Source organism: Providencia sp. SP181, from assembly GCF_050446505.1.
Lineage (GTDB): Bacteria > Pseudomonadota > Gammaproteobacteria > Enterobacterales > Enterobacteriaceae > Providencia > Providencia vermicola.
The window spans coordinates 15,841-29,225 of record NZ_JBBPXM010000005.1 but is presented as its reverse complement, the minus strand read 5'-3'; the positions used below and the strand labels follow the sequence as shown (position 1 = coordinate 29,225).

The window sequence follows — 13,385 nt, the reverse complement described above, 5'->3', positions numbered from 1 at the left end:
AATGCTGAATGTTTTTATTGCTGCCTTTGTACTGTTTTTACTGGCCTTTTTAGGCATGTCGCTTGGGTACATTATTAAACGTAAGAGTATTCAAGGTAGCTGTGGCGGGTTAAGCAGTATTGGTGTTGAAAAGGTGTGTGATTGCCCTGAGCCTTGCGATGCACGTAAAAAACGTATGGCTCGTGAAGAAGCCCGCCAAAAAATACTGGATAAAAACCGTATTATTTGAATAGTAATATTTAGTGGTTGTATAACTAGTAATCAGTTGGAGGTGTCTAAACATAATTATTAGACATCTCCACATATTATTTTATCTTGTATGAGCAAGAATATAATCAATATTTACTAAGAATAAGTCATAAACAACTTCATGACATCCGTGTTAAAGCCATTGAGCAAGAACTAGATGAAGGAAAGGCAACATACAAGCGTTTGGAATCACCATTAACACCTATGATTGCTTTCCCATTATCTGAGGTAGCGAAGTTACAAGGAAGAAATGAACCATTACCCCAAGTTTCACCGCTTTCTGTTATAAACGTGACTCGCCAAGATATTTGTTTTCCATAGGAAAAAACAAAACTATAGGCATCCTTTAAAACTTGTTTATCTTTTATATCATTAAAAACTTTATAGGTTTTCATAAAATCAGATGTATTAATGACTAATTCAAGTTCTTTGATGTTTTCATTCCAATAATTTTCAACAGTGACTAAACCTAATGGAGCTACCATATTAACCTCTTAATATAAATTTACTCTATTTTTAATATAGAGTTTTGAATGTAATTAAATTGACGTATTCTTAGCTAAGAATAAATAATAATAGAAATAAGATGAGTTTTATTTTTAAATTAAGATAATTTAAAATACGCTATTGTTATCTTATTTTTCTATTATATGGTCTAAATTAGCTGCATTTTTTTAGCACATGAAGCAGAGACAGGGTAATTAACATGCATGCTTTTTGTATTGCCATCAAATCTAATCGTAACCTTCCCATTATCACTGCTGTTAATTTGGCAAGGTAAAAAGTCACCACTACTCCACAGTTCATTATTTTTCGTTGTAATTTTAGCTTTCCAAGCACTTTTACCTGTTGTTGAGTAAGAGAATGAATTAGAGCTAGATGTGGTGTCTCCTAGATTATAAAATATAAAGACACTATCATAGGGGTTATCACTATTATGATAGTGTATTTCAATTTTTCTTAATGTTTCATTCCAATAATTTTCGACAGTCATTGTTCCAAATTTTGACATATAAAACCTTTTTTTAATTTATTTTAAATGGAATTTTTGGGTGGGTTAAATATATCAAGTTTTATATAGAGGTAAATTAAGAACAATTATTATTAATTGATGAAAAGAGATAAATACTTTTAGGATATAATTTAATACCTAAGCTATTAATAAAGTAACAATAGCTTAGGTAATGTTAGTGGATTATTTTTTAAATGCTTTAGGTGAATCAACCATTACAGCATCCACACCAATTTCTTTTGCGAGTTGGTAGTCATTGTCAGTATTAACGCCAAAGACAATGATATAGGCATTGCCATTTTTTCTAAAACAGTTGATGGCTTCTTTATCCCATGAAAGGGTAGCCGGTGAACGTGCTTCACCTAAAGTGTATTTCTCGACGACTTCGACTTTACGATGTAGCTCAAAACCATACCAACGCGTTTTCGTGGTGTCATTTTCCACGGAACATTGATGGTTCATCACAATATTTGCCAACATAGTACGGGTCTCATCGCGGCTTTCAAATAGCGGTATCTTTGCTGAAAGAGATTTAAGTGCTGTTAAAAACTCATCATTGGTGGAATAAAAGCGTACCTGATTGAATGTGTTGGTTTTATTTAAAAGCGCCAGAATTGCTTTTGCTTGAACGTCAGGGTTGGCATCAGGCGATTTTAAATCAATATAAAAAGTGGTATCAGGGTATTTTTGTAGAATAGTTTCTAAGGTATTGATGGTGGTCTTTTGTAATGGAAGCTGTTGATTATGTTTTTTACTGAACTGGTAGCCTGCATTAATTTTACTCAGTTGCTCAGCAGTATAAGCGGACACATTCCCCTTTTTATCTGTTAACGAATCAAGGTCGCTTGGGCGGTATAGAACCAATTGATTATCTTGGCTCAACTGTACGGTAAGCCAAATCGCATCAGCTTTATTTTCTTTTGCTAAATCGATGGCATAAATTGTGTTTTCTGGGGCGTCAGATGTTCCTGCTCGGTGAGCAACAATTTTAGGTGATAAAGCGAAAGCGGTCTGACTTGCAAGCAAGAGTACGAGTGTTGCCATAAATTGAATATATTTTGATGTTGATATAATTGCCATAGGTGTGATCCATAAATAATTTGTCAAAGTATTGTTGTTGGGGAAATAACCCTTTTTATTACGTTTTTATATAAAATTAAGTATTTCTACTTGTTTTTAAGACGAACTTTAAATTGAGTCGTCAGTTAATGAGCTTGGCAGATGATTGTTGCAGTAAGATGAATGAGTTAATTATCATTAAGTTAACCCTTTTTTTATTAAACAGCTTTTAGGAAAAGGGACATTAATTGCATGGCTAATAAAAACACTGTATATTTAATCAGGTGTTTGATTTTCAGGGCTAGCTCGTGCGTAAAATTATTCATATTGATATGGACTGCTTTTATGCGGCAATAGAAATGCGTGACGACCCAAGCCTACGCAATGTACCTATTGCGGTGGGAGGAAGTGCTGATCGCCGAGGGGTCATTAGTACCGCAAATTATGAAGCTCGCCGCTACGGTGTTCACAGTGCCATGTCTACAGCCGTCGCACTTAGGTTATGCCCGCACCTTAAAGTCGTCCCAGGGCATATGGCGTTATATAAAGAAACTTCCCTTCATATTCGCCAAATATTTGCGCGTTATACCGACCTTATCGAGCCACTTTCTCTTGATGAAGCTTATTTGGATGTGACTGATTGTTCGCAGTTACATGGTTCTGCAACGCTTATTGCAGAGGCTATTCGCCAACAAATTTTTGATGAGCTCCAACTGACAGCTTCTGCGGGGATCGCACCCGTTAAATTCTTGGCCAAAATTGCTTCAGATATGAACAAACCAAATGGGCAATTCGTGATCACACCACAAAATATGGATCAATTCATTCTTAATTTGCCCCTTAGAAAGATCCCCGGGGTGGGTAAGGTAACGTCACAAAAATTGGCTGATATGGGGCTGATAACTTGTGGTGATGTGCAAAAATATGATGTGGTCACCCTGATCAAAAGTATGGGTAAATTTGGGCAGGTACTTTGGGAACGTTGCCATGGTATTGATGAACGTTCCATCAACCCGGATAGACTTAGAAAATCGGTGGGAGTTGAACGTACGCTCGCTAAAGATATCCATGAATGGCATGATTGTCTGCTACTGTTAGATAAACTGTATGATGAGCTACAGCTCCGTTTAGCCAAGGTAAAACCCGATCTGCGTATTGCACGCCAAGGTGTTAAATTTAAGTTTGCGGATTTCCAACAAACAACACAAGAACATGTGTATCCCATTCTAAATAAGCAAGACTTAGTGCAACTCGCACAGCAAGTTTGGGAGAATCGTCGGTTAAAACGAGGCGTTAGGTTAGTGGGGCTACATGTGATGCTGCAAAGCCCACAATTAGAGCGGCAGTTATTACTTGAACTTTAAAAAAATGCTCACCACAAGGATGAGCATTTTATTCAGTATTAGTAGATTAACCTTTCACTGGAATCGCTTTTAACACCGCAGTTAACAGTTTCCAATACTCGCCAACACTGGCGATATGAACGCGTTCGTCTGGCGAGTGAGCACCACGAATGGTAGGCCCAATGGATACCATGTCCATGTCTGGGTAAGGTTTTTTGAATAAACCGCACTCAAGGCCAGCATGGATCACCATCACATTCGGGATTTTACCAAATAATTTGTTATAGGTTTCGCTCACTAAATGCATTACTGCAGAGTCAGCATCTGGCTGCCAACCTGGGTAACTACCTTCTGCGCGGTATTGTGCTTTCGCTAATTTACTGATAGAAGTTAGCATGTTAACGACGTAGTTTTTACCGCTATCAATCAGTGAACGGACGAGGAAGATAATCTCTGCTTTGTCTTCCGTCATGCGTACCACGCCTTCATTCAGTGAGGTTTCAACAACACCTTTTGCGACATCACTCATACGGATAACGCCATTTGGCGCAGCGTTTAAGAAGAAAACAAAGCGTTGTTGGCAGTCATCAGACAGTGCTTTTAAGTCGCTTTGTGTTTCATCTAACAACAGCACTAAGTTAGGTTCAACAACCGCTAACTCATTTTTCAGGATGCTTTCGTAACGAGCTCTTAATGCAGTCAGTTCAGTAACTTTATCTGCTGGAACAGAAATAATGGCGTGTGCTTCACGTGGGATGGCATTACGTACTGTACCACCTTTAAACTCTAATAGTTTTAGGCTGAGATCTTCTGCGTGGCCAGCAAGGAAACGTGCTAATAGTTTGTTTGCATTGCCTAAACCTAAATGAACGTCACCACCCGAGTGACCACCTTTTAAGCCTTTTAAGGTCAAGGTAAAGGTTTGGTAACCCTGTGGTAATGCTTCACGAGTTAGGTCAAAAGTGGTTGTGAAGTCAACACCACCAGCGCACCCCATGTAGATTTCGCCTTCTTCTTCGGAATCTGTATTGATTAAGATATCTGCTTGTAACCAGCCTGCTTTCAGACCAAATGCGCCTTCCATCCCAGCTTCTTCGGTCATGGTCAGCAACACTTCCATTGGACCGTGTTCAACGCTATCATCAGCTAAAACAGCCAGTGCAGAAGCCAAACCAATGCCGTTATCGGCACCTAATGTCGTCCCTTCAGCAGTTACCCATTCACCGTTCACATACGGGCGGATTGGGTCAACTTTAAAGTCATGCACAGTATCGTTATTTTTTTGTGGCACCATGTCTAAGTGGGCTTGCAGCACAACGGCTTTGCGGTTTTCGTAGCCAGCAGTCGCTGGTTTACGGATCAAAATATTGCCGACTTCATCACGTTCAACGTGGAAGCCTTTTTGTTTTGACCAATCAACGATATGTGCTGCTAAGGCTTCTTCGTGGTACGAAGGATGTGGAATAGAGCAGATGGTAGCGAAGATGTCCCACAGTGGTTGGGGGGATAGTTTGGATAATTCAGACACGTTTATCTCCTATGATTTTCCCGTTATATTTCAAGCTATAGCGTTGTTGGCTACACTCACAAACCTGCGTCACATACTAATGTATGCTCCTCGGATTTGTTCATTTGCCGCCTAGCTATAACTTGAACTATTTAGGGAAAATTCCCTGAATCATCTAGACAGCAGCCGATTGACAGTCAACGCGAGTTTCAGCTTCAATTTTTAAAAGGGACATTGCTGTAATTATGACCTAACAGCCTGAAGTTTCGAATTAAAGGCCGCCTCTTTTATAAAATCAGGATAACACTTTCTTTTGAATAATGGACAGTGTAAATGATAATAATTAATGGCGAATGATGCTTTTTACTGGTTTTTAGCGCGCCGAATCACTATAATCTCGCGCAACCTTTTTTCCGCAAGACACATTTCAGATTTACTCAGCAGTCGGGACCCGAATTTTATGAGCGAAAAATATGTCGTAACGTGGGATATGTTGCAAATACATGCCCGTAAACTCGCACAACGTTTATTACCAGTAGAACAATGGACCGGTATTATCGCGGTTAGCCGTGGTGGACTTGTTCCAGGTGCACTTCTTGCACGTGAACTGGGTATTCGTCACGTTGATACCGTTTGTATCTCTAGCTATGATCATGATAACCAACGTGAATTAACGGTTATCAAGCGCGCAGAAGGCGATGGTGAAGGCTTTATCGTTATTGATGATTTAGTCGATACAGGCGGCACAGCCCAAGCGATCCGTGATATGTATCCAAAAGCTCACTTCGTGACCATTTTTGCAAAACCTGCAGGGCGTCCATTAGTTGATGACTATGTGGTTGATATTCCACAAGATACATGGATTGAACAGCCTTGGGATATGGGCGTTGTCTTTGTTAAACCTTTGTGTGAACAAGATAAATAAATCTGTTTGTCACTTAGCGTTAGGTAAAAATATTGTAATAATAAAGTCTTATGGATTTTATTGATGACGAGAACACATTAATACCTAAAGTTTTTGAGATAAACACGATATAATTTGGGGAGTGCATTATGTGCATTCCCCTTATTTTTGGGTTCCATTCAGCGACGGTATACAGGTAATTGGGATGACTCAACAAAATTTATCCGAAAAACTCTTTAAGCCTAAAGTCAGACAGATTGAAACATCGACACTGGTTTCTTATTCCGCCCAAACGCTGCCTCAAATCAAAGAGCACAGTGTGCTGAGTGGTTCACATCATACGGGATGGTATCGCATGATTAACCGCTTGATGTGGATTTGGCGCGGAATAGATGCATTAGAAATTGAAGACGTGCTTAGTCGTATTGCGATTTCTAATGCGCAACGTAGTAATGAGCGTCAACTAGATACCGTCATCGGTAATCGTTCAGGTAATTGGTGTTTTGAATGGTCTCAACAAGCGATGCATTGGCAACAAAAAGCCTTAGAGTTCGAACAAGGTATTGATGCAGGTAATGCATGGCTGCGTTCAGCAAATTTATACAGTATTGCAGCCTATCCGTTTATCAAAGGTGATGAGCTGGCGGATCAAGCGATTCTACTGGCTAACAAAGCCTATGATAGCGCCGCAAAGTTCTCCGAATATCGTTTAAAGAAAATTCCTTTTAAAGTGGATGGCGGTAAAGAAGTTTACGGTTTTTTGCATATCCCATCTCATGGGCAAGGCCCTTATCCAACGGTGATGATTTGCGGTATGCTAGATAGCTTACAGATTGATTTCTGTCGCTATTTTCGTGATTATCTTGAACCATTAGGGATAGCGATGTTAACACTGGATATGCCATCCATTGGTTATTCGGTCAAATACAAGTTAACCCAAGAAACCAGCACATTACATGAGCAAATTGTTCGCCAAATCGATGATATAGCATGGATTGACCATACGCGCTTTGGCATCGTAGGAATGCGCTTTGGTGCAAACATAGCATTAAGGTTAGCTTATATGTGTCCCGAGAAAATTAAAGCGGTCGCTGTGATAGGTCCAATTGTGCACAGTTTATTGCACGAAGAGAAATATCAACGAGATATTCCTCGGATGGTTTTGGATGTGTTCGCCAGTCGTCTGGGAATTTACCAAGTTGATGGCTCCGCGTTGCGTCATGAACTTAGTTGTTATTCTCTTAAAAATCAGGGGCTTTTGGGTAGGAGAAGCAAAGTTCCTATGTTGGCGGTCAGTTTAAAAGATGATATTTATAGCCCGAAGGCGGAAGCGGAGCTAATTAAACGCTCTTCTATCGATGCGGACGCTATTATGTTACCAAGTCATCCCGTATTCGCCAACTTTGAGAAAGCACTAAGTGAAACAACGTCTTGGTTGAAAACAAAAATACTTTAAAATAATTTAATAACTTGCTTATTTTTTCCCATTTGTTAAAAAGGGATCTTCCCAAGAAGGAGATCCTTAACATGGCTTTACCGACTGATTACACAAATGGAAAATATTTAAAGAAATTTGCAGCGATAGGTCCGTATTTAAGAGAAAAACAATGCTTAAATGGTTGTTACATATTTGATAGCTTGGTTGTGTGTGTGAATGCCAACATAGCACCTGAAAAACGTGAATTTTGGGGATGGTGGTTAAAGTTAATTGCAACTGATGCAGGTTTTGAATTTACTTACCATTTAGGGCTGTACAATGGGCATGGCAGTTGGCAGGTTAAAGCATTAAAAGACAATGCAACCACGGAAGCTGTCGAAAAGAATTTGGTCTCTTTTCACCAAAACCTCACTAAGCAATTATCTGACCTTGAATTAAGCCTCTTTCCTTCACCGCTAATGTTAGAATTAAAATTGGAATTAAGCGCATAAATTTGTTTTAAACCAACTTTTGTTGAATTTTGCGTTATGCCTGTTGGCATAACGCGCTTCTCCTGATAAAAATGATACCTACTTTTTGTTTTATTAATCCTAATGGCAGAAAAATGATGAAAAATAGCCAGACGCTGGTCGTTAAGTTAGGTACCAGTGTACTTACAGGGGGCTCGCGTCGTTTAAATCAAGCTCATATTGTTGAGTTGGTCAGACAATGCGCGCAGCAATATGAAAAAGGGCACCGTATTATTATCGTGACATCTGGGGCAATTGCCGCAGGTCGCGAGCACTTAAATTACCCCGAACTGCCAGCGACCATTGCATCTAAGCAGTTGCTCGCGGCGGTTGGTCAAAGTCGCCTTATTCAGTTATGGGAAAGGTTATTCTCTATTTATGGTATCCATATCGGACAAATGTTGCTAACTCGTGCGGATTTAGAAGACAGAGAACGTTTTTTAAATGCGAGGGACACCTTACAAGCGTTGCTTGATAATGGAATCATTCCTGTTATCAATGAAAATGATGCGGTTGCAACTGCGGAAATAAAAGTGGGCGATAATGATAACTTATCTGCCCTCGCTGCAATTCTCGGCGATGCAGATAAATTGTTATTACTGACAGATATTGAGGGGCTGTATGACGCGGATCCTCGTAGTAACCCAGATGCAAAATTGATCCCTGAAGTGTATGGTATTAATGATGAACTCAGGGAAATGGCGGGTGGTAGCGTAAGTGGCTTAGGAACGGGTGGAATGGCCACTAAGTTGCAAGCTGCGGATGTTGCAGGCCGTGCGGGTATTGATGTGGTGATTGCGGCGGGCAATAAGCCTGATGTCATTAATGCAGTCATTGAAAATATTCCAGTGGGAACCCGTTTTTACGGGCAGAAAAACCCCATGGAAAACCGTAAACGCTGGATTTTTGGTGCACCAGCGGCGGGTGATGTGTACATTGATGACGGTGCTCAACTGGCGATTATGGAAAAAGGTAGCTCATTATTGCCAAAAGGTATTAAGAAAATCGAGGGGGATTTCTCTCGTGGCGCAGTGATCCGCATCCGCAATATGGCGGGGAAAGACCTTGCTCATGGCGTCACCCATTATAACAGTGACGCACTCAGAATGATTGCAGGTCAACATTCTCAAGATATAAACAAGATACTTGGCTATGAGCACGGCTCTGTGGCTGTTCATCGCGATGATATGATAGTGAGTTAATTATGTTAGAAACAATGGGCAAAGCAGCAAGGGCTGCATCATGGCAATTAGCTCAGTTAAGCACCAAACAAAAAAATGCAGCATTACTGCAAATTGCGGATTTATTAGAGCAAGAAAGTGCAATAATTTTGGCTGCAAACAAAAAAGACATGGAACAAGCAAGAGCGAGTGGCATGACTGAAGCGCTGCAAGACCGCTTGTTATTAACACCAGAGCGCTTAAAAAATATCGCTGATGATGTCCGAAAAGTATGCCAACTTGCAGACCCAGTAGGCCAAGTGATTGATGGCAGCAAGCTAGATAGTGGTTTAAATTTGCAGCGTCGTCGTGTTCCATTGGGTGTGGTTGGCGTTATCTACGAAGCGCGTCCTAATGTCACTGTCGATGTGGCTTCTTTGTGCCTAAAAACAGGCAATGCGGCGATTATGCGTGGTGGGAAAGAAACCCATAATACAAATCTGGCAGTTGTCAGTGTGATCCAAAAAGCCTTAAAAAATAGTGGGTTGCCAGCAGAGGCGGTGCAAGCGATTAATAACCCTGATCGAGAACTCGTGGCGCAATTACTGAAATTGGATCGTTACGTCGACATGCTAATCCCTCGCGGTGGTGCAGGGTTACATAAGTTATGCCGCGAACAATCAACTATTCCTGTGATCACAGGCGGAATTGGTGTGTGCCATACTTTTGTTGATGAGTCTGTCAATTTTGATAAAGCCATCAATGTCATTATTAATGCAAAAGTACAGCGCCCAAGTGCCTGTAACTCACTTGAAACATTGCTCGTTCACAAAAATATTGCCGCTGAATTCTTGCCATTACTCAGTGAGAAAATGGCAGAGCAGCAAGTCACTTTACATGCTAGCGTACAAGCGATGCCATTCTTACAACAAGGCCCAGCAAAAGTGGTTGATGTTAAACCTGAAAACTTAGTTGATGAGTGGTTGTCGCTGGACTTAAATGTGGAAATTGTTACCGATGTGGATGCGGCTATCGACCACATTCGCCATTATGGTACCGCACACTCAGACGCTATTTTGACAGAATCGATCAGCCAAGCGGATTATTTTGTACAGTGTGTTGATTCAGCAGCAGTTTACGTGAATGCGAGCACACGCTTTACGGACGGTGGGCAGTTTGGTTTAGGCGCTGAAGTTGCGGTGAGTACGCAAAAATTACATTCACGGGGCCCTATGGGGCTGGATGCATTAACAACCTATAAGTGGATTGGTTATGGCGATTTTTTAAATCGCCCATAGAAGTTGATATACAAAATGAGAAAGCCACACAAGTGAAGTGTGGCTTTCTTTTTTATGGTTTGCCATGTTTGGCAACATTTTATTAGTATTCATGATGATGGGATGGAAATTAATGTTTTACATTATCGGTCCAAGAGGTTCAGGTAAAACAACAATTGGGAAATTATTTGCCGAATCTAAAGGCTACCAATTTGTTGATACAGACAAGTTAATACTTGAAAAAGCAGGTAAAAGTATTGCAGAAATTGTTGAGCAGCATGGTTGGGATTATTTTCGACAGCTAGAAAGTGAAATTTTAAAATCAATTGCACAAGATGATGTGATTATTTCTACAGGGGGAGGGATAATCCTTGCTGACGAAAACCAAAAAGTGATGCGAGACAATGGGACGGTGATCTATTTAAATGCCAAGCCTGAAATTTTGGCTAAACGCCTTGCCGCAGAGCCCCAAGCAGATCAACGGCCAAGCCTAACGGGTAAATCTTTAGTAGAAGAAATTGCAGAGGTTATGCAGCAACGGGAGCCTATTTACCGCGCGACTGCTCATTATATTATTGATGCGACCCAACCTATTGACGAAATTATCGCGCAACTTAATGATTTATCTTAAACTCATTATAGAAAGCGGCTTTTCCATATCGGGTGTTTTCGGATTATACCCCTAGTGGAGAGCATATTGGTCAGTAAGATAAGTGTTATTACGGCATAACAATATTTTGGTAGCATACAAAAATATAATCATAATATAGGGATTCATTATGTTGGTGAAAATAATCAAAGCCATCCTTACATTTTTATTTCGTGTTGAAGTTATTGGTGATGCGAAAGAGTTTGATCAAGATAAATGCTTGATTACACCCAACCACGTCTCTTTTTTAGATGGTGTTTTGATCGCGCTTTTTCTCCCTGTAAAACCTGTATTTGCCGTTTACTCAACCTTTGCAACACCTAAAATGGTGAAGCGCCTTAAGCCTTATGTTGATATTGTCCCTCTTGACCCTGCCAATCCATTGGGTATTCGCCACCTCGTTAAAGAGGTAGAAAAAGGGCGCCCGATCGTTATCTTCCCTGAAGGGCGAATTTCGGTGCATGGCTCTTTAATGAAAATCTATGAGGGCGCTGCGTTTGTTGCCGCTAAATCTGCAGCAAAAATTGTCCCTATTCGTATTGAAGGAGCAGAACGCAGTCACTTTGGGCGCTTAAAAGGAATTATTCCGTTAAAATGGTTCCCAAAAATTACCTTGCACATTTTACCTGCGCAAACTATTCCGATGCCAGAAGCGCCAAAATCGGTTGAGCGCCGTGCACTCGCGGGCGAACATCTGTATCAAATCATGAAGTCTGCACGTATGGCTTGTTTGCCACAAGTGACGCTGGTTGAAGAGTTTATCGGCAGTGTTCAACGTTTTGGTCGCCGCACACCTTGTATTGAAGACATTGCATTTAAAGAAGACTCGTACCAAACATTGCTGAAGAAAACGCTAGGGGTAGGGCGTATTATTGAGCGTTATACCCATGAAAATGAGCGTGTTGGTCTTTTGCTACCGAATGCAACAGTGACGGCAGCCGCAATTTTTGGGGCATTGATGAGAGGTCGTGTCCCTGCGATGTTAAATTACACTGCGGGTAGTCATGGGATTAGTAATGCACTTAAAGCTTCAGCAGCTAAAGTGGTGTTCACTTCGCGACAATTTCTTGAAAAAGGGAATCTCACCCATATTCCAGAGCAAGTTCCTGAAGCTAATTGGATTTACCTTGAAGATTTAAAAGATACAGTGACTTGGCAGGATAAGCTATGGATTGTTAAGCACTTATTCAATCCACATAAAGCCATTATTCCGCGAAAAGCATCGGATGAAGCCATTGTCTTATTTACCTCTGGTTCTGAGGGGACACCAAAAGGTGTGGTGCATAGCCATGCCAGTTTGATGGCAAACGTTGAGCAAATTAAAACCATCGCTGACTTTACGCCGCGGGATCGTTTTATGTCATCCTTGCCATTGTTCCACGCATTTGGTTTAACCGTTGGTTTATTTATTCCTCTATTTTCGGGCAGTCGCGTTTTCCTGTACCCAAGCCCATTACATTACCGCATCATTCCTGAACTAGTGTATGACAAAAACTGTACAGTCTTGTTCGGTACATCAACATTCTTAGGGAATTACGCCCGTTTTGCTCACCAATATGATTTTGCTCGTTTACGTTATGTCGTTGCAGGCGCTGAAAAGCTTTCAGATAAAACGAAGAAAATTTGGTTTGAAAAATTCGGTATTCGTATCCTCGAAGGTTATGGCGTGACCGAATGTGCACCAATTGTCTCTATCAATGTTCCAATGGCGGCAAAAGAAGGCACGGTAGGGCAAATTTTACCTGAAATGGAAGCGCGTATTATCCCCATCTCTGGTATCGAAAATGGCGGTAAACTGCAACTTAAAGGCCCTAATATCATGAAAGGGTACTTACGTGTTGAAGCGCCAGGCGTGCTTGAAACGCCAAGGGCTGAAAACGCACAGGGCGAGGTAGAAGAAGGCTGGTACGATACAGGGGATATTGTTGAGTTGGATAATAAAAACTTCTGCACTATCAAAGGCCGTGTGAAACGTTTTGCGAAACTGGCAGGGGAAATGGTTTCCCTTGAAAGCATTGAACAGATGGTTGCCGCTTTGTCGCCAAATGCAAATCATGGCGTAGTGACAAAACCAGATAGTAGCAAAGGTGAGGCGCTAGTGTTGTTTACTACCGATAAAGAGTTAGATAGAAGTGCGTTATCGGCGGCGGCGAAAAGCAGAGGATTAACTGAGCTTGCGGTTCCCCGTGATATTCGTTTTGTGAAAGAGTTACCTGTGCTAGGTAGCGGAAAAACGGATTTTGTCACACTGAAACAAATGGCCTTAAAGGATGCCTAA

13 protein-coding genes are annotated in these 13,385 nt (G+C 40.9%); 9 read left to right on the top strand and 4 right to left on the bottom strand.

The genetic code is table 11. The annotated features are described in order from the left end of the window. Position 1: 1 nt before the first annotated feature. Positions 2-229: a (Na+)-NQR maturation NqrM gene (gene nqrM / locus AABS66_RS10000; protein ID WP_206084756.1), complete on the top strand. Its 228-nt coding sequence runs from the start codon at positions 2-4 to the stop codon at positions 227-229. Positions 230-368: 139 nt separating this feature from the next. On the opposite strand, the gene AABS66_RS09995 is transcribed toward nqrM, so the two are convergent. The 3 genes from AABS66_RS09995 to AABS66_RS09985 all read right to left on the bottom strand — a co-directional run bounded on the left by AABS66_RS09995 (position 369) and on the right by AABS66_RS09985 (position 2,341). Continuing rightward, positions 369-734: a hypothetical protein gene (locus AABS66_RS09995; protein ID WP_272539828.1), complete on the bottom strand. Its 366-nt coding sequence runs from the start codon at positions 732-734 to the stop codon at positions 369-371. A 170-nt stretch (positions 735-904) separates the two neighbouring features. Then, complete coding sequence (locus AABS66_RS09990; protein ID WP_206084758.1) at positions 905-1,261, bottom strand: hypothetical protein; 357 nt, start codon at positions 1,259-1,261, stop codon at positions 905-907. 183 nt (positions 1,262-1,444) lie between these two features. Further along, positions 1,445-2,341: a glycerophosphodiester phosphodiesterase family protein gene (locus AABS66_RS09985; protein ID WP_430224884.1), complete on the bottom strand. Its 897-nt coding sequence runs from the start codon at positions 2,339-2,341 to the stop codon at positions 1,445-1,447. A gap of 287 nt (positions 2,342-2,628) precedes the next feature. Between AABS66_RS09985 and dinB the strand changes: the two genes are divergently transcribed. After that, on the top strand, positions 2,629-3,684 hold the full coding sequence (dinB, locus tag AABS66_RS09980) for a DNA polymerase IV (protein ID WP_430224883.1): 1,056 nt from the start codon (positions 2,629-2,631) through the stop codon (positions 3,682-3,684). Positions 3,685-3,730: 46 nt separating this feature from the next. On the opposite strand, the gene pepD is transcribed toward dinB, so the two are convergent. After that, positions 3,731-5,191 carry a beta-Ala-His dipeptidase gene (gene pepD, locus AABS66_RS09975; protein WP_206084761.1) on the bottom strand — a complete coding sequence of 487 codons (1,461 nt, stop codon included), beginning with the start codon at positions 5,189-5,191 and terminating at the stop codon, positions 3,731-3,733. Between the two features lie 439 nt (positions 5,192-5,630). Between pepD and gpt the strand changes: the two genes are divergently transcribed. From gpt to aas, 7 genes are all read left to right on the top strand, one after another. Further along, the gene (gpt, locus tag AABS66_RS09970; protein WP_206084762.1) at positions 5,631-6,095 is read left to right on the top strand and encodes a xanthine phosphoribosyltransferase; all 465 of its coding nucleotides are present in this window, start codon (positions 5,631-5,633) and stop codon (positions 6,093-6,095) included. 184 nt (positions 6,096-6,279) lie between these two features. Further along, on the top strand, positions 6,280-7,530 hold the full coding sequence (frsA, locus tag AABS66_RS09965; RefSeq protein WP_206084763.1) for an esterase FrsA: 1,251 nt from the start codon (positions 6,280-6,282) through the stop codon (positions 7,528-7,530). A 71-nt stretch (positions 7,531-7,601) separates the two neighbouring features. Next, positions 7,602-8,003 (top strand): sigma factor-binding protein Crl, encoded by a 402-nt coding sequence (gene crl / locus AABS66_RS09960; RefSeq protein WP_206084764.1) that lies wholly within the window; start codon positions 7,602-7,604, stop codon positions 8,001-8,003. A gap of 116 nt (positions 8,004-8,119) precedes the next feature. Next, positions 8,120-9,223: a glutamate 5-kinase gene (gene proB, locus AABS66_RS09955; protein WP_206084765.1), complete on the top strand. Its 1,104-nt coding sequence runs from the start codon at positions 8,120-8,122 to the stop codon at positions 9,221-9,223. A gap of 2 nt (positions 9,224-9,225) precedes the next feature. Further along, positions 9,226-10,479 (top strand): glutamate-5-semialdehyde dehydrogenase, encoded by a 1,254-nt coding sequence (gene proA / locus AABS66_RS09950; protein WP_430224882.1) that lies wholly within the window; start codon positions 9,226-9,228, stop codon positions 10,477-10,479. A 112-nt stretch (positions 10,480-10,591) separates the two neighbouring features. Further along, a complete protein-coding gene (gene aroL, locus AABS66_RS09945) occupies positions 10,592-11,089 on the top strand; it encodes a shikimate kinase AroL (RefSeq protein WP_206084795.1) in 498 nt (165 codons plus the stop codon). Between the two features lie 148 nt (positions 11,090-11,237). Further along, on the top strand, positions 11,238-13,385 hold the full coding sequence (gene aas, locus AABS66_RS09940) for a bifunctional acyl-ACP--phospholipid O-acyltransferase/long-chain-fatty-acid--ACP ligase (RefSeq protein ID WP_206084767.1): 2,148 nt from the start codon (positions 11,238-11,240) through the stop codon (positions 13,383-13,385).

Bases quoted from the DNA above. Each gene is read 5' to 3' on its own strand.
- aas (WP_206084767.1), top strand. From the start codon at position 11,238: ATGTTGGTGAAAATAATCAAAGCCATCCTTACATTTTTATTTCGTGTT.
- crl (WP_206084764.1), top strand. From the start codon at position 7,602: ATGGCTTTACCGACTGATTACACAAATGGAAAATATTTAAAGAAATTT.
- aroL (WP_206084795.1), top strand. From the start codon at position 10,592: ATGTTTTACATTATCGGTCCAAGAGGTTCAGGTAAAACAACAATTGGG.
- proA (WP_430224882.1), top strand. From the start codon at position 9,226: ATGTTAGAAACAATGGGCAAAGCAGCAAGGGCTGCATCATGGCAATTA.
- AABS66_RS09995 (WP_272539828.1), bottom strand. From the start codon at position 734: ATGGTAGCTCCATTAGGTTTAGTCACTGTTGAAAATTATTGGAATGAA.
- proB (WP_206084765.1), top strand. From the start codon at position 8,120: ATGAAAAATAGCCAGACGCTGGTCGTTAAGTTAGGTACCAGTGTACTT.
- nqrM (WP_206084756.1), top strand. From the start codon at position 2: ATGCTGAATGTTTTTATTGCTGCCTTTGTACTGTTTTTACTGGCCTTT.
- AABS66_RS09990 (WP_206084758.1), bottom strand. From the start codon at position 1,261: ATGTCAAAATTTGGAACAATGACTGTCGAAAATTATTGGAATGAAACA.
- gpt (WP_206084762.1), top strand. From the start codon at position 5,631: ATGAGCGAAAAATATGTCGTAACGTGGGATATGTTGCAAATACATGCC.
- AABS66_RS09985 (WP_430224884.1), bottom strand. From the start codon at position 2,341: ATGGCAATTATATCAACATCAAAATATATTCAATTTATGGCAACACTC.
- frsA (WP_206084763.1), top strand. From the start codon at position 6,280: ATGACTCAACAAAATTTATCCGAAAAACTCTTTAAGCCTAAAGTCAGA.